The 20,398-nt window shown below is 53.6% G+C and carries 17 protein-coding genes; 4 read left to right on the top strand and 13 right to left on the bottom strand.

What is annotated here, in order from left to right; translation table 11 throughout:
* Nucleotides 1–7 precede the first annotated feature (7 nt).
* Both guaA and guaB read right to left on the bottom strand, forming a co-directional pair.
* Nucleotides 8–1,585: a glutamine-hydrolyzing GMP synthase gene (gene guaA / locus DXU84_RS03400; RefSeq protein ID WP_013574385.1), complete on the bottom strand. Its 1,578-nt coding sequence runs from the start codon at nt 1,583–1,585 to the stop codon at nt 8–10.
* Between the two features lie 104 nt (nt 1,586–1,689).
* Nucleotides 1,690–3,156, bottom strand: a complete 1,467-nt coding sequence (guaB, locus tag DXU84_RS03395) for an IMP dehydrogenase (RefSeq protein ID WP_015689478.1) — start codon at nt 3,154–3,156, stop codon at nt 1,690–1,692.
* A 168-nt stretch (nt 3,157–3,324) separates the two neighbouring features.
* Between guaB and xseA the strand changes: the two genes are divergently transcribed.
* Nucleotides 3,325–4,698 carry an exodeoxyribonuclease VII large subunit gene (gene xseA, locus DXU84_RS03390; RefSeq protein WP_013574383.1) on the top strand — a complete coding sequence of 458 codons (1,374 nt, stop codon included), beginning with the start codon at nt 3,325–3,327 and terminating at the stop codon, nt 4,696–4,698.
* Nucleotides 4,699–4,750: 52 nt separating this feature from the next.
* On the opposite strand, the gene DXU84_RS03385 is transcribed toward xseA, so the two are convergent.
* Together DXU84_RS03385 and DXU84_RS03380 are read right to left on the bottom strand one after the other, a co-directional pair.
* The gene (locus DXU84_RS03385) at nt 4,751–7,114 is read right to left on the bottom strand and encodes a TIM-barrel domain-containing protein (RefSeq protein WP_153374843.1); all 2,364 of its coding nucleotides are present in this window, start codon (nt 7,112–7,114) and stop codon (nt 4,751–4,753) included.
* Nucleotides 7,111–8,424, bottom strand: coding sequence for an MFS transporter (locus DXU84_RS03380; protein WP_013574381.1), 1,314 nt, complete (start codon nt 8,422–8,424; stop codon nt 7,111–7,113). Before DXU84_RS03380 ends, DXU84_RS03385 begins: the two co-directional genes overlap by 4 nt.
* Nucleotides 8,425–8,638: 214 nt before the next feature.
* Between DXU84_RS03380 and DXU84_RS03375 the strand changes: the two genes are divergently transcribed.
* From DXU84_RS03375 to DXU84_RS03365, 3 genes are all read left to right on the top strand, one after another.
* On the top strand, nt 8,639–9,721 hold the full coding sequence (locus tag DXU84_RS03375) for a LacI family DNA-binding transcriptional regulator (RefSeq protein WP_013574380.1): 1,083 nt from the start codon (nt 8,639–8,641) through the stop codon (nt 9,719–9,721).
* Nucleotides 9,722–9,856: 135 nt separating this feature from the next.
* The gene (locus DXU84_RS03370; RefSeq protein WP_153374841.1) at nt 9,857–10,891 is read left to right on the top strand and encodes a M4 family metallopeptidase; all 1,035 of its coding nucleotides are present in this window, start codon (nt 9,857–9,859) and stop codon (nt 10,889–10,891) included.
* Nucleotides 10,892–11,236 (top strand): protealysin inhibitor emfourin, encoded by a 345-nt coding sequence (locus tag DXU84_RS03365; protein ID WP_013574378.1) that lies wholly within the window; start codon nt 10,892–10,894, stop codon nt 11,234–11,236.
* Here the strand turns inward: DXU84_RS03365 and DXU84_RS03360 are convergent.
* From DXU84_RS03360 to pilW, 9 genes are all read right to left on the bottom strand, one after another.
* Nucleotides 11,221–11,451 carry a zinc ribbon domain-containing protein gene (locus tag DXU84_RS03360; RefSeq protein WP_013574377.1) on the bottom strand — a complete coding sequence of 77 codons (231 nt, stop codon included), beginning with the start codon at nt 11,449–11,451 and terminating at the stop codon, nt 11,221–11,223. The two genes, DXU84_RS03365 and DXU84_RS03360, sit on opposite strands and share 16 nt — an antisense overlap.
* 11 nt (nt 11,452–11,462) lie before the next feature.
* Complete coding sequence (locus DXU84_RS03355; RefSeq protein WP_013574376.1) at nt 11,463–12,419, bottom strand: AEC family transporter; 957 nt, start codon at nt 12,417–12,419, stop codon at nt 11,463–11,465.
* A 66-nt stretch (nt 12,420–12,485) separates the two neighbouring features.
* The gene (gene der, locus DXU84_RS03350) at nt 12,486–13,970 is read right to left on the bottom strand and encodes a ribosome biogenesis GTPase Der (RefSeq protein ID WP_013574375.1); all 1,485 of its coding nucleotides are present in this window, start codon (nt 13,968–13,970) and stop codon (nt 12,486–12,488) included.
* Nucleotides 13,971–14,181: 211 nt separating this feature from the next.
* Complete coding sequence (bamB, locus tag DXU84_RS03345) at nt 14,182–15,363, bottom strand: outer membrane protein assembly factor BamB (protein WP_013574374.1); 1,182 nt, start codon at nt 15,361–15,363, stop codon at nt 14,182–14,184.
* Between the two features lie 11 nt (nt 15,364–15,374).
* The gene (locus DXU84_RS03340; protein WP_013574373.1) at nt 15,375–15,995 is read right to left on the bottom strand and encodes a YfgM family protein; all 621 of its coding nucleotides are present in this window, start codon (nt 15,993–15,995) and stop codon (nt 15,375–15,377) included.
* Nucleotides 15,996–16,008: 13 nt separating this feature from the next.
* Nucleotides 16,009–17,283: a histidine--tRNA ligase gene (gene hisS / locus DXU84_RS03335; protein ID WP_119261344.1), complete on the bottom strand. Its 1,275-nt coding sequence runs from the start codon at nt 17,281–17,283 to the stop codon at nt 16,009–16,011.
* A 136-nt stretch (nt 17,284–17,419) separates the two neighbouring features.
* Entirely contained in the window at nt 17,420–18,541 is a 1,122-nt protein-coding gene (gene ispG / locus DXU84_RS03330; RefSeq protein WP_013574371.1) for a flavodoxin-dependent (E)-4-hydroxy-3-methylbut-2-enyl-diphosphate synthase, read from the bottom strand.
* A 42-nt stretch (nt 18,542–18,583) separates the two neighbouring features.
* Nucleotides 18,584–19,576: a cytoskeleton protein RodZ gene (gene rodZ, locus DXU84_RS03325; protein ID WP_013574370.1), complete on the bottom strand. Its 993-nt coding sequence runs from the start codon at nt 19,574–19,576 to the stop codon at nt 18,584–18,586.
* Complete coding sequence (gene pilW / locus DXU84_RS03320) at nt 19,566–20,303, bottom strand: type IV pilus biogenesis/stability protein PilW (protein WP_041673193.1); 738 nt, start codon at nt 20,301–20,303, stop codon at nt 19,566–19,568. The genes rodZ and pilW overlap by 11 nt, the downstream gene beginning before the upstream one ends.
* Nucleotides 20,304–20,398 lie beyond the last annotated feature (95 nt).

Here is a 20,398-nt window from a genome sequence, read left to right as displayed (position 1 = left end):
CGCGAAATCATTCCCACTCAATCGTTGCCGGTGGTTTGCCCGAGATATCATAGACAACGCGGGAGATACCGTCGACTTCGTTGATGATGCGATTGGAGCAGCGGCCAAGGAAATCGTACGGCAGGTGTGCCCAGTGCGCGGTCATGAAATCGATGGTTTCTACTGCACGCAGGGAAACGACCCAGTCGTATTTACGTCCATCGCCCATCACACCAACGGAGCGGACTGGCAGGAAGACGGTGAAGGCCTGGCTGACCTTGTTATACAGGTCGGCTTTATGCAGTTCTTCGATGAAGATAGCATCGGCGCGACGCAGCAGGTCGCAGTACTCTTTCTTCACTTCGCCCAGCACGCGAACGCCCAGACCCGGGCCCGGGAACGGGTGACGGTAAAGCATGTCATACGGCAGGCCGAGTTCCAGACCGATTTTACGTACTTCGTCTTTGAACAGTTCTTTCAGCGGCTCAACCAGACCCAGTTTCATTTCTTTCGGCAAACCGCCCACGTTGTGATGCGATTTGATCACGTGCGCTTTACCGGTGGCCGAGGCTGCGGATTCAATCACGTCAGGGTAGATGGTGCCCTGCGCCAGCCATTTCACTTCATCCTGCTTGCAGGCTTCTTCATCGAACACTTCAACAAAGACGCGGCCGATGATTTTACGTTTGGCCTCAGGTTCATCAACGCCTGCCAGCGCAGACAGGAAGCGCTCTTCCGCAGCGACATGAACGATGTTCAGACCGAAACGGTCACCGAACATTTCCAGCACCTGATCTGCTTCGTTAAGACGCAGCAGACCGTTATCGACGAATACGCAAGTCAGACGGTCGCCAATGGCGCGGTGCAGCAACATGGCGGTCACGGAAGAGTCAACGCCACCGGACAGGCCGAGGATCACATGATCGTCGCCAATCTGCACACGCAGACGTTCAACGGCATCTTCAATGATTTTTGCCGGCGTCCACAGGGCTTCGCACTCGCAGATATCCATGATGAAACGTTCGAGCATACGCAGGCCCTGACGGGTATGCGTCACTTCCGGGTGGAACTGCACACCGTAGAAGCGTTTTTCTTCGTTGGCCATAATGGCAAACGGGCAAGTCTCAGTGCTGGCAACGGTCACAAAATCAGACGGGATGGCCGTCACTTTATCGCCGTGGCTCATCCAGACGTCGAGCAACGGTTTGTTGTTCTCACTCAGGGCATCCTGAATGTCACGGATCAGCGCGCTTTCAGTCTGAACTTCAACCTGCGCATAACCAAATTCGCGCTCGTTAGAGCCTTCAACATGGCCGCCTAACTGCATCGCCATGGTTTGCATGCCGTAGCAGACGCCCAGAACCGGTACACCGGCTTCGAAGACATAGTCTGGTGCACGCGGGCTGTCATGCTCGGTAGTACTTTCCGGGCCGCCGGACAGGATGATCCCGTTCGGATTGAATTCGCGGATTTGGGCTTCGGTTACGTCCCAGGCCCAGAGTTCGCAATAGACACCCAGTTCACGCACGCGGCGCGCAACAAGTTGGGTGTACTGGGAGCCGAAATCGAGGATCAGGATACGGTGCTTGTGAATATTTTCGCTCATGAGGGGGCGTTTTCCAGAAAGCAATAAAAGCGTTAAAACAACAGGTTAAATTTTCTAACAATCTTAAAAGCAGACAGCGAGCCTTTAGCTCGCTGTCTTTAGGGTCAGGATCCCATGCGGTAGTTCGGTGACTCTTTGGTAATCGTCACGTCATGTACGTGGCTTTCCTGGATCCCGGCACCGCTGATGCGGACAAACTCAGCCTTGGTGCGCAGGTCGTCGATGGTAGCACAACCGGTCAGCCCCATACAGGAGCGCAGACCGCCCATTTGCTGGTGGATGATCTCTTTCAGACGGCCTTTATACGCCACACGACCTTCAATACCTTCCGGTACCAGTTTGTCAGCAGCGTTATCAGTCTGGAAGTAACGGTCTGAAGAGCCTTTGGACATCGCGCCCAGAGAACCCATGCCGCGGTAAGATTTGTATGAACGGCCCTGATACAGCTCGATTTCGCCCGGAGATTCTTCAGTACCCGCCAGCATCCCGCCGACCATCACACAGCTTGCGCCGGCAGCGATAGCTTTTGCGATGTCGCCGGAGAAGCGGATACCGCCGTCAGCGATAACCGGAATACCGGTGCCTTCCAGCGCTTCAACCGCGTCAGAAACGGCGGTAATTTGCGGAACACCCACGCCGGTCACGATACGGGTAGTACAGATGGAGCCAGGACCGATACCGACTTTCACCGCGCTCACGCCTGCTTTCGCCAGTGCCAGAGCACCTGCGCCAGTTGCAACGTTACCGCCAATGATTTGCAGATCCGGGTATTTCGCGCGGGTTGCGCGGATACGTTCCAGAACGCCTTCGGAATGGCCGTGAGAAGAGTCGATCAACAGAACGTCAACACCGGCAGCAACCAGCGCATCGATACGTTCTTCGTTGCCCGCACCTGCGCCAACCGCTGCACCGACGCGCAGGCTGCCCTGCTCATCTTTACAGGCATTCGGTTTACGTTCGGCTTTCTGGAAGTCTTTTACGGTGATCATACCGAGCAGATGGAATTGCGCGTCAACCACCAGCGCTTTCTCTACGCGTTTTTCGTGCATTTTTTGCAGCACGACTTCGCGGGCTTCGCCTTCTTTGACGGTGACCAGACGTTCTTTCGGCGTCATGACCGCAGTGACAGGCTGTTCCAGATCGGTCACGAAGCGCACGTCACGACCGGTAATAATACCGACCAGTTCGTTTTCTTCAGTCACGACCGGATAACCGGCAAAACCGTTAATTTCAGTGAGTTCTTTAACCTGACGCAAAGTGGTCGATGGCGTGACGGTTTTAGGGTCAGCAACAACGCCGCTTTCATGCTTCTTCACGCGACGGACTTCTTCCGCCTGACGCTCAATAGACATGTTCTTGTGAATGAATCCGAGGCCGCCTTCCTGCGCCAGAGCAATCGCCAGATTCGCTTCAGTCACGGTATCCATCGCTGCGGACAGCATAGGGATATTCAGACGGATTTTAGCGGTCAGTTGAGTACCGAGGTCGGCAGTATTAGGCAAAACTGTGGAGTGGGCTGGAACAAGGAGAACGTCGTCGAACGTTAGTGCTTCTTTTGCGATACGTAGCATGGGCAATATCTCACCAAGGTGGATGCGGAAAAGATAAAATATTGCAGCGGGAGTATACAGGTGAGTAGGCATTTCGACCAGAACTATTTCAAAAACTTCTTGATTACCTTTTGCGGGCATGTAGTATCGTTCGATTAAGTCTCTGTTTTTGAATTTGATCTGGATCACATGTCGCTACCTTCTTCGCCTCCTATTTTTACCGTAAGCCGCCTGAATCAGACGGTCCGACAGTTGCTGGAAAACGAAATGGGTCAGGTCTGGCTCTCCGGTGAGATTTCAAACTTCTCTCAGCCGTCCTCCGGCCACTGGTATTTTACGCTCAAAGATGACCGCGCTCAGGTCAAATGTGCCATGTTCCGCAACACGAATCGCCGCACAACGTTCCGCCCGCAAAATGGCCAGCAGGTATTAGTCCGCGCGACCATTACGCTGTATGAGCCACGTGGCGATTATCAGCTGATTGCCGAAAGTATGCAGGAAGCTGGCGACGGTTTATTGCAGCAAAAATTCGATCTGCTGAAACAGCAACTGGCCGCCGAAGGTCTGTTTGATGCACAGTTTAAACAACCGCTGCCCTCGCCTGCTAAATGCGTGGGTGTGATTACTTCCGCCAGCGGCGCCGCGCTGCATGACGTGTTAAATGTCTTAAAGCGTCGCGACCCGTCGTTACCCGTCATTATTTATCCGACGTCAGTTCAGGGCGCGGATGCGCCGGGGCAAATCGTCCGCGCCATTGAGCTGGCTAACGCTCGGGAAGAAGTCGATGTCCTGATTGTCGGGCGCGGTGGCGGTTCGCTGGAAGATTTATGGAGCTTTAACGATGAGCGCGTGGCACGGGCGATTTTTGCCAGCCGCATTCCGATCGTCAGCGCCGTCGGCCACGAAACCGATGTGACGATTGCCGATTTTGTTGCTGATTTACGTGCGCCGACGCCATCTGCTGCTGCCGAACTGATCAGCCGCAATCAGCTGGAATTGCTGCGCCAGATCCAGTCGCAGCAGCAGCGCCTCGAAATGGCGATGGATTATTATCTCGCACAACTGACGCAGCGCTTCACGCGTCTGAATCACCGCCTGCAACAGCAGCATCCGCATTTACGTCTGGCGCGTCAGCAAACGGCGCTGTTCAAATTGCGCCGTCGTCTTGATGAAGCCATGCAAAACCAGCTGCGTCAGATGCTGCGCCGCACCGACCGTTTGCAGCAACGCCTCACACAACAGCAACCGCAGCCGCGTATTCACCGCGCCCAGCAGCGGGTTCAGCAGCTTCAGTACCGGCTGCAACAGGCGATGTCATCGCAACTGACCGAAAGCCGTCAGCGTTTCGGTACTGCCTGTACGCAACTGGAAGGCGTCAGTCCGCTGGCGACACTCGCCCGCGGCTATAGCGTGACGACCACGCCGCAAGGCGCGTTGCTGAAGAAAACCACGCAGACTGCACCGGGCGATACACTGAAAACACGTCTGGCCGATGGCTGGATTGAAAGTGAAGTGAAATCGATTGTGGTAGAGAAGAAGGTGCGTAAACGTGCGGTTAAATAAGCGTTAGGTTTCCCCCATCCTCCCCCTTCGCAGGGGGAGGAGATTGAAAAGCTTACAGATTATAGTTATTTGTCTTCACGCCATTCACCCAAACTTCACGCGGTTCGCTTTGCGGCAGCACAATGCTCAGGGTTTTCCACGCCGGTTTGAAATCGCCGCGCTGCGTCAGCGTGATGTTGATTCGCTGATCGTCACTGGCGATATCCCAGTTCAGCCACAGCGCATGATTCTGCTCCCAGCGATGGCTTTCGCCGTCATCTTCAAACAGCATGCCTGACGATGTCACCTGACCCGGTGCCGGATACACATGCAATTCACGCAGCATATCTTTACTGGCCTCAACATGCGCCAGACGGCAAGATTGCGGCAATGCAGCACCGGCGCGCACCAGCAGCGGCAATCTGTCCAGCGGTGCGTCGAGGGTGATTGTCTGCCCGCCCGCAAACCATTCGCCGGTATAGAAATCGCACCAGCCCATTCCGTTATCAGGCAGATAAACATTACGCTCACGCTGCCCCTCATCCACCACGCTGGCGACCAGCAAATCACGTCCCATCAGGAAGTCATCGGTTTCCGCGAAGGTGTTTTTGTCGTGCTCGTGGTCGAGGAATGTCGGGCGCAGCATCGGCTCGTCATCCGCATGAGCCTGCCACAGCAAGGTGTAGAAATAAGGCAATAAGCGATAACGCAGACGGATGGCATCACGAATAAGCGGCGTCACCTGCGGATACATCCACGGCTCATTCACCGTGTGATCATCATTCCAGGAATGAATGGTGAAACGTGGATGCATCACGCCGTTTTGCACCCAGCGGACAAACAGTTCGGCATCCGGCTTATCCCCTGAGAATCCGCCGACGTCGTGCCCGACGTTATACAAACCGGATAAACTCATACCAATCCCCATGCGGGTGTTGTAGCGCAGCGTCTGCCAGTTAGTGCGGTTATCACCGCTCCAGGTTTGCACGTAACGCTGCATGCCGGAACAGCCGGAGCGGGAAATCAGATACGGCCGGATTTCCGGCGCAAAGTTTTGCTGCGCTTCAAACGACGCACGCATCATCAGCAGCGGCATCACCGGACGGATATGTTTGATGGCGATGGATTTGCCGAAACCGTGGCAGCGCGCATCGCTGTCCCAGACTTCATACTCGTTGTTGTCATTCCACGTCGAGCCGATGCCTTTTTCAAGCAGCTGTTGTGTCACGCCTTTCTGCCACCAGCGCACAGCGGCCGGATGAGTGAAATCGAGGTGGGAACCTTCGTCATCCCAGAATACTGAGCGTTCCGGCACGTCGCTTTCGCTGTCACGGATAAATAAACCCTGCTCAGCAACCTGTTCATATTGCGGGTGATCCTGCAACAGGCAAGGTTTGATATTGGCCGCCAGACGGATACCAGCGTCAAGAAACGCTTTCGACATCACTTCCGGCTCAGGCACTTTGTCGTAGTTCCAGTTAAAGACGTAGCGCTTGTTGCCGATCGAGGTGTAACCCGATGATAACTGGAATGAATCACACGGAATTTCATGCTGTTCGCACAGCGTGATGAATTTCATCAGCTGTTGCTGGGCATCCGGCGCATCGGTGTAATACATGGTCGAGCCACTGTAACCGAGACTCCATTTCGGCCCAAAGGTAGTTTTACCGGTCAGGCGCACCAGCTTTTTGGTGACGTCGAGTGACGTCGGGCCGACAAACAGGTAGTAATCCAGATCGCCCGCTTCGGCACTGAAACGACGGTAAGGCAGATGGTAATTATCCAGTTCATTGCCGAGATCAAGCCAGACATTGCTGAGATTGTCGTAGAAAACGCCAAAACTGACACCATTGCGCCGCGTCAGGGTAAACGGGATATGCTTATACAGCGGATCGGTGCTGGCGGCGTTATAGCCCATCGCATCCAGATTACGCATTTCAAAGCGGCGGCCGCTACGGTTGAGATCACCGGCTTTCTCGCCCAGCCCGTACACGCCATCCTGCGCCTCACGCAGCTGATAGTGCGCCGATGCTTCGTTTTTCACGCCGAGCATATATGCACCGGTTTTCCGATCTTTTACCAGCGGCTGCCAGACACCGGCCTCATTTTTATATTCCCACTCCAGCCACAACGGCTGATGCACCGTGACGCGCAGCGCCTCAGTGGTCAGTGTCAGGCAATCGTCGCCCTGTTCGAGCTGATAGCCCGGCACTGAAAAACCTTCGTTGCTCAGACGGCCACGCCCTTCCCATGGTGCATCATTTTGTGGTGCGATACTCCAGGTACGATCCAGCGCAAGCTCGCCGTTTCGCTGGATGAATACGCGGATTAAACCCTGTTCCAGCACACGCAGAGAAAACAGATGTTTACCATCAACCCGCAAATCCACGCCTGCTTCATCCTGCCCGGCAAGCTCCCAGTGTTTTAACGTCTTCATAGACTCTCCCTTTTTGCCGGATTGCGGCGTTCAGCGATCAGAGCAACCAGGAAGACTGCGCCGATCAAATCAAAGAAACCCATCGCGATAAACAGCGGATTGAAACCCATTTTGTCGGCAACGGCGCCGATCAGCAGTGAAAACAGGAAACTGGCGATCCACGCCGAAGAACCGCGCATGCCGTTAACTGTCGCCACCTGGCTCTTATCGAATGTCTCCACCACGACGGCGCTCAGCATGCAGGAAATCACCTGATGACCGAAACCGCCGATGGAAATCAGGGCGATGGCGGCATACGGGCTTTGCGTCAAGGCGACCAGCGCCAGCGACAGCATCATAAATGCGCCGGTGACGGAGCTGGCGACGATGGAGTTAATGCGGGTGCAGCCAAACACTTTGCGGTACAACGTGGTGAGATAGCCGCTGGCAATACTGCCGAGGTCGGCGGCCAGGAACGGCAGCCAGGCAAACATCACAATGTGTTTTAAATCCATCCCACGTTCATTGGCGAGATACAACGGCACCCAGAAACTGAACACCGCCCACGCAGGCTCAGCCAGAAATGCCGGAATGGCGATACCGTAGAATTTCTTGTTTTTACAGACAATTTTCAGCGATTTGATAAACGGCAGACGCGTTTGTTGCGGCTCGTTATCTGAACGGATCAGCGCCAGTTCATCTTTGCTCAGGTTCGGATGCGTTTCCGGTGAATGGTAGAACTTCCACCACAGCAGAACCCACAGCATCGACAGCACGCCGCAGAACAGGAACGCACCACGCCAGCCAAATGACACGTGCGCGACCAGGATAATCGGCGGGGCCAGCATGGCACCAATCGAGAAGCCTACGCCTGCCCAGCCCGCGGCAACCGGACGCTCTTTACGCGGGAACCAGTCGGAAATCGCTTTGGCGTTGGCCGGAGTCGCCGCCGCTTCGGCACTGCCCATAAAGAAGCGCAGAACGGCGAGTTGGATCCAACTGCCCGCCCCTGCATGCAGCATACAAACCACCGCCCAGATTGAGGCGCAGATCAGAAAGCCCAGCTTCAGGCCAATTACATCAATCAGCCAGCCGCACAACGGCTGGAAAATGGTGTACGCCGCCTGAAACGCCGCGACGATGTAAGAATATTGTTCCGTGGTCATGTTCAGGCTGGTTTTCAGTTCAGCCGCCAGTAACCCCAGAGAATTTCGGGTGACGTAGTTGACCGTCACGCCGAGCAGAAACAGCGCCAGCATCCACCAGCGTAAAGCCTTTATCTTTCTGCGTCCTGCAACCGCAGCTGTCCCGGTATTTATTTGAATTGTCATGTCCGTTCTCCCACCCGTCGGCCTGGCCGCAGATGATGTGTCATGTGAGGTACTTCTGCAGAGTAGGCAGCCGGATTTGTGAGGGAAACGTGATTTTTTGCAAAAGCTTTCACGCTATAACTGCACGGGGAAGTCAGGGAGGATAAAAGCTCACGGGAAGCACATCTTCTGATATGAAAATTTTTGCATGGACGATTTTGAAGGAGATCACAGTTTGAAAGGAAAGTTAAATATCCAGCAAATTGCCGACCAGACAGGGTTGTCGATCAGTACCGTTTCACGGGTTTTAGCCGGAAAAAATAACACCAGCAGCAAGGCGCGCGACAGCGTGCTTGAGTGTGCCAAATCTCAGGGCGTTCTCGATGGCCTTTCCACCGGCAGGCTGATGCTCAACAACATTTTGATTTTCGCTCCCGCCCGCGCCTTTGATGTGCGCAGCGATATTTTTTACTACAAGGTGATCCAGGGCATTCTGGCTGCCACCGCCCATCATGAAGTGCGCGTCCGTTATTGTGCGATGGAAGAAGAAAACGCCGATGCTGCGCTGTTCATCGCCAAAATGACCGATCCGCAAACCGAAGCCGTATTACTGGTCGGTATCGACGATCCTCACATTCATCAATTGGCCGCTGACATGGGCAAGCCCTGCGTGCTGGTCAATTGCCATGACCGGCATATGCGCCATGACAGCGTCAGCCCCGATCATCAGACGATGGGCGATTTCGCCTGCGACTATCTCTTTTCTCAGGGCCACACACATATCGTGACCGTGCAGTGCCTGCGACGTCATACGATGGAACTTCGGCTCACGGGGATTAAACAGGCGTTCACGCGCCATCATCAGGTTTTCAGTGACAGCCAGCATTTGCTGAATACCTCAGGATTCGGTGCCCAGGAAAGCGAACAGGCGCTGCTGGAATTTCTGGATGCCTTGCCGCCCGGCCAGCCGCTGCCGACCGCAATCCTGGCCGGTGGCGATTTTATGGCTTCCGGCGTGGTAGCAGCGCTGGCTAAACGCGGCTTTTCCGTGCCCGGGGATATCAGCGTTATCAGCACTGACGGATTCAATCTTGCAGAAATTCACGATGTGCCGCTGACAGCGGTGCATGTGCCGCGCGATGAACTCGGTGCCGAAGCGATTTCCCTGTTGCAACGGCGCATGCTGCGCCCCGATGCGCCTCACACAACGCAGCTGTTGCAGGGAAAACTGGTGGTGCGCGAATCGGTCAGAAAAGCCAGCGGACGCGCTGTGATTTGTCATTCACATACGTTGTATGACCCGCAGCCGGACAGATAAATCTCATCTTTAACAGGCTTAACGCTCAGCAGTCCTATACTGACGGTGATGACTATTCATTAGCCGGCTTTCAGTATCAGACGGTCAGAACACCTTGTTTTCACCTTCGGGTGACTCTTGATAAGGAGATTCACGATGAATCACAGTTCAGCAAAGCGTTACAACAGCGTTATCCCGCCCTACATGCTTAACCGTATTATTGAACACGGTTCAGAGCCCCAGCGCAGATGTGCCAGACAGACGCTGGTACATGTGAATACCCTGATGGCACAGCCCTACGCCAAACCGCAGAAGATCGTGACAGCCAAAGCGGGTCAGGTTGAGCGTGATATTTATGACGCCAAAAATACCACCCGACTACCGGGGGAATCCGTGCGTAAGGAAGGTCAGCCAAGTAACGGCGATGTGTCGGTGGATGAAGCCTATGATTATCTTGGCGTGACCTATGATTTCTTCTGGCAGGCCTATCAGCGAAATTCCCTTGATAACAAAGGGCTGGCGCTTCTCGGCACGGTGCATTATGACAAAGGCTATCAGAATGCCTTCTGGAACGGACAGCAGATGGTGTTTGGTGACGGTGACGGCGAAATCTTTAACCGCTTCACGATTGCTATCGACGTTGTCGGGCACGAGCTTTCCCACGGTGTCACCGAAACGGAAGCAGGTCTGGAATATAACGGCCAGTCCGGCGCGCTGAACGAATCGATGTCGGATGTGTTTGGTTCGCTGGTGAAACAATTCCACCTGAAACAAACTGCCGATAAAGCCGACTGGATTATTGGTGAAGGTTTGCTGGCGAAAGGCATTAACGGTTCCGGCCTGCGTTCTATGTCTCATCCCGGCACCGCTTACGATGACCCGCTGCTGGGTAAAGATCCGCAACCGGCGGACATGAACGGTTATGTGAATACCCGCGATGACAACGGCGGTGTGCACATCAATTCAGGCATACCTAACCGCGCGTTCTATCTGGCAGCGACTAAACTGGGTGGTAACGCGTGGGAACGTGCAGGTTACGTCTGGTATGACACGGTTTGTGATAAATCCCTGCCCAAAAATGCAGACTTTGTCACGTTCGCCCAACTGACGATTCAGCATGCGGAAAAACGCTTTGACGCTTCCGTTGCACAAGCGGTTCGTGAAGCCTGGGAGCAGGTCGGAGTGATGTAAATGAAACCTTTAGATTCGCTGGAAAGTAATGCGGTCATTGAGATTTACCGCGAAGGCGGCATTGCGTTTATCCCGAAACTCAGCGGGCCGCGACGGGTCGAACTTTCAGGTATGAGTGATGATAAGCGGCGGGAAATTTGCCAGCTCATCAACAAAGCCCTGCCCTATGCTCAGGAAAAAGAAAACGCCGGTCATGGCGACCAGCGTTATTTCCGGCTGGAGATTTACTATGCTTCGCAAGCGCATTCGGCCAGCCTGGTGGTGATTATTCCTGAAACCGAAACGCCCGAGGAACTGGTGAATTTATGGAAGCAGGCTCCCCCTGACGATCACTCTGCGGAATAAGGCGAATACGTAAACCGTACCCTTTTTTTAGAAATCATCCCGTGCCCGTTTTGGCAGAAGTAATCGACCGCGCCGCAGGCTTTCAGCTCCTGCAACGGTTGCTGGCAATCCGGGCATAATGCGATTTGCTGATAGTCGCCATGGCTGGCGTCACAATGAAAGTGACCACTTACCCAGCTCATCGGCTGGCTGCAAACCGGACAAAGTGCATCCATCGTCTATCCCTCTAAATAACACCCAGCGTCCGCAGTAAATACAGACCCAGTGCGGTAGTGAAAAATGATCCGAGCGTGGTGACGGCAATAATATTCGCCGCCAGCGTCGCGTTGCCGCCCATTGCACGGGTCATCACGTAGCTGCCCGCTGCGGTCGGTGTGCAGGAAAAGAGAAATATAACGCCGAGCGCCGCGTCGCGAAAGCCAAACAGCCATGCCCCGAAGGTCATCAGCGCAGGCACAAATATCACACGTGACGCGGAAGACCAGGCTGCCACGTGAGAACTGCGGAACATCGCCTTCACGTCAAGACTGGCACCGGCACATAACATTGCCAGCGGCAGCGCCATCCCTGAAATAAACTCACCGGTGCTGGCAATGGTCGCTGGCATCGGTAAATGGCTGTACTTAAACGCCAGCCCGAGCACCAGACCAATAATCAGCGGATTGGTGATAATGCCGCGCAGAATCGGCTTCAGCCCGATGCTATTCCCCTGCCCGCCTTTCAGGCTACGGGTTAGCGTAATCACGGAAAGCACGTTGAAGAGGATCACTGTGACCGCCAGATACATCGACCCCAGCGCAATACCTTCGCTGCCAAAGGCCAGCGAGGCATAAGCAAGACCCGCGATGCCGGTATTGGCGCGGAATCCTCCCTGCACAAAAATACCGCGCTCACGCGGGTCTTTCACCAGTTTTATCGCCACCAGTTCCAGCAACAGAAATGAAGCGACGGTGCCAAGGCCACCATAAATGGCGAGCGGCAGATTTGAGCCTGAGGAATCATGCCCTTGCGCCACGCTGAAAAAAAGCAGGCAAGGTAAGGCGATATTGAACACCAGCCGGCTGGCTTTCTCGTTAAAACTGTCGTCCATCAGGCCAGTGCGGCGCAAAAACACGCCCAGCAGCAAGATCAATAAATTGGGAACCGTAACGCCAAACGCAAAACTCCAGGTCTGCCAGAACATCCAGCCAGCTCCTTGCGGGGAAATTAAGACGAAAAAAAGGGGTACATTTTCATGCACCCCATTCGTTTAGGATTTGTTTTTCAGGTGCTGCATCAGACGTCGGCGCTTGCGCTGCTGGTGAGGAGAAAGCGAGTTTTTCTTGCCTTCATACGGGTTCTCACCTTCTTTGAACTGAATGCGGATTGGCGTTCCCATCACTTTCAGTGAACGACGGAAATAGTTCATCAGATAGCGTTTATAGGAATCAGCCAGGTCTTTCACCTGATTACCGTGAATCACCACGATTGGCGGGTTATAACCCCCGGCGTGGGCATATTTCAGTTTCACGCGGCGACCATTGACCAGCGGTGGCTGGTGATCGTCAGCCGCCATTTGCATGATACGGGTCAGTAAGGAAGTGCTCACACGCGTGGTTGCACAGGTGTACGCTTCGTTTACTGACTCAAACAGGTTGCCAACGCCGCTGCCGTGCAGGGCAGAGATGAAGTGAATGCGGGCAAAATCAACGAAACCAAGACGCAGATCCAGCTGATCTTTAACCTGAGCACGCGCTTCTTCGCTCATGCCATCCCACTTGTTGACCACGATAACCAGCGAGCGCCCGCTGTTGAGGATAAAGCCTAACAGCGAGAGATCCTGATCGGAAATGCCTTCGCGGGCATCGATAACCAGCATCACTACGTTGGCATCTTCAATCGCCTGCAGGGTTTTGATTACCGAGAATTTCTCCACGGTTTCAGTCACTTTGCCGCGCTTACGCACACCGGCGGTATCAATCAGAACGTATTCACGCTCGTCACGCACCATCGGGATATAAATACTGTCACGGGTCGTGCCCGGCATGTCGTAAACCACGACGCGCTCTTCGCCCAGAATACGGTTAGTCAGTGTGGACTTACCTACATTCGGACGTCCGACGATAGCCAGTTTGATTGGCAGAGACTGCGGGTCGAAATTATCTTCTTCGTCTTCAGGGATTTCATCACCGGTGGCTTCCTGCTCGGCCCAGTAAGCTGCGTTAGCTTCTTCCTCGGTCAGTTCGACTTCTTCCGGCTTTTCACCCACGAACGGGATCAGTACGTGTTCGATCAGTTGCGTCACGCCACGGCCGTGTGAAGCCGCGATAGCATACACATCGCCCAAACCGAGTGAGTAGAAATCACCGGTTGCGCTGTCCGGATCCAGCCCGTCAGTTTTGTTGGCGACCAGGAAAGTGGCTTTTTCACGGCTGCGAAGATGCTGGGCAATGCCCTGATCGGCAGGCATCAGGCCCGCGCGCGCATCCACCATGAACAGCACGATATCCGCTTCTTCGATAGCCAGCAGAGATTGCCCTGCCATGCGGGTTTCAACGCCATCTTCGGTACCGTCAATACCGCCGGTATCCACGATGATGAATTCATTACCCTCAATTTCGGCACGACCATACTTGCGGTCACGCGTAAGCCCCGGGAAATCCGCCACCAGCGCATCACGCGTCTTGGTTAAACGGTTAAATAAAGTGGATTTACCCACATTCGGGCGCCCAACAAGCGCAACGACAGGTATCATTTTGAAGCCTCAGTGTTTTTATAGGTGGTGCTAAACGCAAATAGCTGGCCTGCTGAATTTCATTGCAAACCACTATAATTCAATTTGTTACAGCGTAATCTCTCATTTGGGATTACGCGGATTTCAGAATACGAAACGGCCCCTGAGCAATTCAGGAGCCGTTTTAAAGCCCGGGGTCAACCGACCTCAGGGCCAGATGCCGGTCGCAGTATTAGCGGGTGAAGGAGTAAACCTCGCCACCTTTCGCCTGCACAACCAGCTTGTCGCTTGCCACAATCGGCGCACTCAGGAAGCCATCGCTGTCGACTTTCTGCTGAGCAACAAAACGACCATCAGTGGTGTTGATCCAGTGCAGATAGCCTTCGGAATCGCCGACCACAATGTAACCATTATACAGCACCGGTGCCGTCAGGTTACGGTGCAGCAACTCACTTTGGCGCCACACGCTGACACCACCCTGAGTATCGAGCGCCATCACGCGGTCATCCTGGTCAACCATATAGATATGGCCTGCGTCGACAATGATGTCATTCACAGAACCAACATCACGTTTCCACATAATCTGACCTGAACGCAGATCCATCGCCACCAGATTGCCATTGTATGCCAGCGTATAAACAACGCCATCAACAATAACCGGCGTGGTATCCACATCGCTCAGACGGTCGATTTCAGTCGTACCGGTAGTCTGAGAAATACGTTGTTGCCAGATCAGCTGACCTTCTTTCATCAGTACAGCACTGACGCGGCCATTATCACCACCGACGATTGCAGCACCAAAGGCTACTGCAGGCGCTGATTCACCACGCAGAGACAGCGTTGGCATATCGAGGTTAGCGGTCCATTGAATGGTACCGTCGGATTCATTCAGACCCTGCAACATACCATTGCCGGTGTGAACCAGAACCAGACCATCGCTGACAACCGGACGGGACAATGCTTCCCCCGCCACTTTGGTCTGCCAGGCGATTTTACCATCAGTGGTGTTCAATGCATAAACGATAGCTTTTTCACTGCCAACGTAAACGTGATCACCTGAAACTGTCAGGCCGCCAGACAGCTGTGCAGAAATATTTCGGGAGAGGAAGCCGGTCTTTTCAGACAGGTTGACGCTCCATTTTTCTTTACCACTGTCAGCGTCGAGTGCTTTAACCAGACCAAAACGGTCAGCCGCAAAAATGGTGCTGTCCTGCCAGGCCGGACGCAGATTGGAGTAGAATTCGCCAATGCCGTCGCCTACGGATTTGCTCCACACTTGCGTCGGTGTGAATTGGTTCTCAACTTTTGGCAGAGGAGACATTTTGACCACGTCTTCTTCGCTGTTAAACAATGAACAGCCACTTAGCAGGGCAACAGAAACCCATCCTACCAAGAGTGTTTTACGCAATTGCATCGGGGTTCCCCTTAGCTGGCTAAGTTGTTCAATTTCATACGCAGCACGGTTTGCAGCGTTTGAGAGGGTTTAGAATCAAGTCCTTTGCTGTAGGCTTCACGAGCACCTTTTGCATCGCCTTTGGCAAGCAAAACATCACCACGGATGCCTTGTTGCATAGCCGTCCAGCCTTCACCCTTCACGCCGTCTAACGTTTTGAGTGCATCATCAAATTTGCCTTGCTGCATCTGGACACGCGCCAGACGTAAGTTCACCAGCGAACGTAAATTATCTTCTTTGGCCTGACCTTGCGCCTGCACTAATTGCTTTTCAGCATTGGCGAAATCACTGGTTCCGACAAAATGATCAGCCAGTTGCAGGGCGGCAAATACGCCGTAATTATTGTCATTGCTCTGAGCAAATTTTTCGAGATCAGCCACGCCTTTCGCGTTATTGCTGGTCAGCGACTGATTAGCTTGCTGGAAAGACGCAGAAGCTTCCGTCAGGGCAGAGTCCTGGTGACTCTGCCAGAAACGCCAGCCGCCCAGGGCTGCAATACCCAGAACAACGCCGATGGCCAGCGCTTTACCGTTTTCGGCAAAGAAGCGACGTACAGCATCAACCTGTTCATTCTCAGTGGTATAGACTTCCACAGTGTCCTTCTCCTTAACCCAACATCGAAGCCAGACGCGCGACGATTTCGCTTTGCGCCAGCGTTTCTTGCGTTCCACTCTGCAGGTCTTTTACGACGACCTGCTGGTTAGCGACTTCAGTTTCGCCTAGTACCAGGGCAACACGCGCACCCCATTTATCAGCACGGGCGAACTGTTTCTTGAAATTGCCGCCACCGTAGTTAGTCATAACTTTCAGCTCAGGCAGCGCATCACGCAGTGTTTCAGCCAGTTGCATAGCCACGCTTTGCGTGCCAGCACCGGATGAGATCACGTAGGTGTCGACGGTTGCCGGTGCTTTGAAGTCCGGGTTTACGGCCTGAACCAGTAATACCAAACGTTCCAGCCCCATGGCGAAACCGACACCCGGTGTTGCACGACCGCCCAGTTGTTCGACCAGACCGTCGTAGCGGCCACCCGCACACACAGTCCCTTGTGAGCCTAAGCTGCTGGTTACCCATTCGAACACGGTGCGGTTGTAATAATCCAGACCGCGCACAAGTCGCTGATTAACCGTATATGGGATACCAGACTGCTCTAAAAGTTCACACAGACCTGCAAAGTGTTCTCTTGATTCTTCATCAAGATAATCACCCAGCTCCGGTGCATCATTTAATAACGTCTGAATATCGGGATTTTTGGAGTCCAGAACACGCAGCGGATTGCTGTACATGCGACGTTTACAGTCTTCATCCAGCTTGTCTTTATGTTGCTCAAGGAAAGCCACCAGCGCATCACGATAGTCCGCGCGGGCTTCCAGTGAACCGATAGAGTTCAGTTCCAGCGCCACGTGCTCAGAAATCCCCAGCGCGCGCCACCAGCGGGCGGTCAGCAGAATTAATTCGGCATCAATGTCCGGCCCTTGCAGACCAAAGACTTCTACACCCAACTGATTGAACTGACGATAGCGACCTTTTTGCGGGCGTTCGTAACGGAACATCGGACCGATGTACCACAGACGTTGTTCCTGATTGTACAGCAGACCATGTTCAATACCGGCGCGCACGCAGCCCGCCGTACCTTCCGGACGCAGCGTCAGGCTTTCGCCGTTGCGGTCTTCAAAGGTATACATTTCTTTTTCCACGACATCAGTCACTTCACCGATAGCGCGTTTAAACAATGGGGTCTGCTCTACAATCGGCATACGGATTTCACTGTAGCCGTAACTGCCAAGCACTTGTTTCAACGATCCTTCAATACGTTGCCACAGGGCTGTGTCTTCTGGCAGGTAGTCGTTCATGCCGCGAATGGCCTGGATATTCTTTGCCACGTCAGTTCTCTATCGTTTTATAAAAAATGAACCCGATTATAGGGGCTTTGTGGCTTGTGGTTCAACGCACAGACGCCATTACCCCAGTCGGGTTCAATATAATAATGCAGATGTACGCTGACACCTGCAACCGATGTTACTTTTCAAGATGATTGATAACGATACGTTTACTCTCATCCATAATCGCCGCTTTGGCGCGAATTTTTGCTTCTAACTGGTCGATCATATCATTGTTATCAAAACGCTCTCTCTGACGGACACCGTCTTCATAGAAACCGCTTTTGTTATGACCGCCGGTGACGCCCATGGTAGAAACCAGCGCTTCGCCCGGACCGTTAACCACACAACCAATGATCGAAACGTCCATTGGCGTGATGATATCTTCCAGACGTTGTTCCAGCGCATTCACGGTACCGATGACATCAAACTCCTGACGCGAACAAGTCGGACAGGCAATAAAGTTGATACCACGGGAACGGATACGCAGTGATTTGAGGATATCGAATCCGACTTTGACTTCTTCAACCGGATCAGCCGCCAGCGAAATACGCAGCGTGTCGCCGATACCTTCTGAGAGCAGCAGGCCCAGACCAATGGCTGATTTAACGGAACCTGCACGCAGGCCACCGGCTTCGGTAATTCCCAGATGCAGAGGCTGAACAATTTGCTTAGCCAGCAGGCGGTAGGACTCAACAGCCAGGAAAACGTCAGAGGCTTTTACGCTGACTTTGAACTGGTCGAAGTTAAGACGGTCAAGAATATCAACGTGGCGCATCGCCGATTCCAGCAGCGCTTGCGGCGTAGGTTCGCCGTACTTTTCCTGAATATCTTTTTCCAGAGAGCCGCCGTTCACACCGATACGGATAGGAATATTTTTGTCGCGTGCGCAATCCACCACGGAGCGGATGCGGGATTCGTTACCGATGTTACCTGGATTAATACGCAGGCAATCTACGCCGTATTCTGCAACCTGCAGGGCGATGCGGTAATCGAAATGAATATCAGCGACCAGCGGGACATTAACCTGCTGTTTGATAAGTTTGAATGCTTCTGCCGCATCCATGGTTGGCACAGAAACGCGAACAATGTCGACACCGACGCGTTCCAGTGATTTGATCTGTGCGACTGTCGCCGCGACATCTGTGGTGCGAGTGTTGGTCATCGATTGCACCGCAATCGGTGCTCCGTCACCTACAGGCACCTTGCCGACATAAATCCGGGTTGATTTGCGACGGGTAATGGGTGCTTGGTTATGCATTACTTCACTCTCCATCGTTGCAATCGTCTGACAAACTGCCGATTACTCGGCAGCTAAGGTCAGGCGCGCAACACGGCTTGATTTTACAAAACGACTTAAATCAACCGGCTTGCCCTGGAATTGGATATCCACCGCCCCCGGCGCACCGATTTTCAGTTTATACGGCGCAGTGCCCTTCACGCTGAAGGTCTCTCCGCCTTTCTTCATGCCGCTGAACAGGGTTTTCCCTGATGCGTCATCAATCTGGAACCAGCAGTCAGCTTTAAAGGTAAAGGTCACCGCTTGTGGATCCGCACCTGCTGCCGCAGTTTGTGCATCACCGGTTGGTAGACCGTTTTCAGCAGTTGCAGGCTGACTGGTTGAAACAGCGGCAGGCGCTTGCTCCGCTGGCGTACCTGATGCTGCCGGTGCGTTGCTTGCTGCTGCGCCCGGTGCGGTATTCAGCGGGATAGAATTCTGCGGCTGTGTTGTGTTTGCAGCAGGAGCCGGGTCAGAAGAAGTATCTTCTGTTGTCGGTGCAGAATTCGCATTGTCGCCCAGAGGAATAGTTTGCCCCTGGCCGTTATCCTGATTCAGTTGTGCTGATGACTGATCGGCCATTGTTGCGATTTCCTGCTGTTGCGCCTGATGATTTTGCCACCACCATGCACCGGTCAGGCCAATCACCACAAACACCACCAGCCAGGTAAAGCCCATCAGCCAGCCATCGCGTTTTTTGCGAGACTTACCGAGAGAGAATCCCTGCATTGAAGCCACTTTAGGCACTTTAATCGGCGCTTGTTTACCGATCAGACCTAATAATTCTTCTTCCGGGACATGAACCAGTTTTGCATAGGAACGGAGGTAACCACGCAGGAAAGTCGGCGCAAGATCGGCCGGCGTCGTTTCTTCTTCGATTTGGCGAATAGTTGAGACTTTCAGACACAGGCGTTCTGCAACAGCCTGATGACTAAGACCTAACTGTTCACGAGCCTGACGCAGACGTTCGCCTGTAGTCAGTTTTGCATTATTTTCTTGAGGGGCTTCAGTATTCATTGGCTAAGAACTGCTGGTACTGTTTAGATTGTGGATAACTACGCGCAAGTTGCTTACCGTAGCGTTGAACGCTATCCGGGTTGCCCGCTAACGCAGCGAATCGAATTTGTAACATGAGGCTGTCGGCAGTGGCTGGCAGAACATGTTGATATACATCCAGTAATAGTTTCGCCTGAGCGCGGTTCCCTTCCCCAAATTCTTTGGTTGCCTCAGTCAGCAAGGGTGCGCCTTTATCGGGATCCACTTTCAATGCCCGGCTTAGTAACACTCGCGCTTCCTCATTCTGATTGGCCTTCAGAAAACAGTAGCCTGCATTTTCCAGACTGTCAGCAACCTGACCGTAATCAGGCGCATTAGCTGCGGCGCTAAACTGCTGTTGTGCGGGTACATACTGCCCTAAACTACACAAAAACGCACCGTAATTATTTAAGACCGTCCCATTTTGCGGCGCCAGCTGCAACGCTTGCTGGTAGCGGCTTTCCGCTGCTTTCTGATTGCCGTTTTTTTGCTCGTAAAGCGCCATGCCAAGCTGTGTCCGATAATCCTGCGGCGCACCGTCAACGGCTTTCTGCAGATTCTGCCTGGCCGCCTCCATGTTCCCCTGATTCAGGTACGCCATGCCAAGTTCGAGACGCGTTTGTGCTGCGCCGCTGGCCTGTTGCGTTTCTTTCGGTGAACTGGAACATCCCGCCAGTAAAGCCACAGTCATGCCTGCGGCGATCAGCATTTTCACACTGCCCTTCATTGCCATGCTTAATTCCCTTTACCCTGCCAGCGACAATAAAACAGCGGGCTTCGACGGAACACCGTGGCGAAGCCCAT

It is taken from the genome of Rahnella sp. RcJ3, assembly GCF_009498575.1.
GTDB lineage: Bacteria > Pseudomonadota > Gammaproteobacteria > Enterobacterales > Enterobacteriaceae > Rahnella > Rahnella aceris.
This window is presented reverse-complemented; position numbering and strand designations above follow the sequence as displayed.

Coding starts and splice junctions, on each gene's coding strand:
- guaA (WP_013574385.1), bottom strand. CDS start 1,585: ATGAGCGAAAATATTCACAAGCACCGTATCCTGATCCTCGATTTCGGC.
- guaB (WP_015689478.1), bottom strand. CDS start 3,156: ATGCTACGTATCGCAAAAGAAGCACTAACGTTCGACGACGTTCTCCTT.
- xseA (WP_013574383.1), top strand. CDS start 3,325: ATGTCGCTACCTTCTTCGCCTCCTATTTTTACCGTAAGCCGCCTGAAT.
- DXU84_RS03385 (WP_153374843.1), bottom strand. CDS start 7,114: ATGAAGACGTTAAAACACTGGGAGCTTGCCGGGCAGGATGAAGCAGGC.
- DXU84_RS03380 (WP_013574381.1), bottom strand. CDS start 8,424: ATGACAATTCAAATAAATACCGGGACAGCTGCGGTTGCAGGACGCAGA.
- DXU84_RS03370 (WP_153374841.1), top strand. CDS start 9,857: ATGAATCACAGTTCAGCAAAGCGTTACAACAGCGTTATCCCGCCCTAC.
- DXU84_RS03365 (WP_013574378.1), top strand. CDS start 10,892: ATGAAACCTTTAGATTCGCTGGAAAGTAATGCGGTCATTGAGATTTAC.
- DXU84_RS03360 (WP_013574377.1), bottom strand. CDS start 11,451: ATGGATGCACTTTGTCCGGTTTGCAGCCAGCCGATGAGCTGGGTAAGT.
- DXU84_RS03355 (WP_013574376.1), bottom strand. CDS start 12,419: ATGTTCTGGCAGACCTGGAGTTTTGCGTTTGGCGTTACGGTTCCCAAT.
- der (WP_013574375.1), bottom strand. CDS start 13,970: ATGATACCTGTCGTTGCGCTTGTTGGGCGCCCGAATGTGGGTAAATCC.
- bamB (WP_013574374.1), bottom strand. CDS start 15,363: ATGCAATTGCGTAAAACACTCTTGGTAGGATGGGTTTCTGTTGCCCTG.
- ispG (WP_013574371.1), bottom strand. CDS start 18,541: ATGCATAACCAAGCACCCATTACCCGTCGCAAATCAACCCGGATTTAT.
- rodZ (WP_013574370.1), bottom strand. CDS start 19,576: ATGAATACTGAAGCCCCTCAAGAAAATAATGCAAAACTGACTACAGGC.
- pilW (WP_041673193.1), bottom strand. CDS start 20,303: ATGCTGATCGCCGCAGGCATGACTGTGGCTTTACTGGCGGGATGTTCC.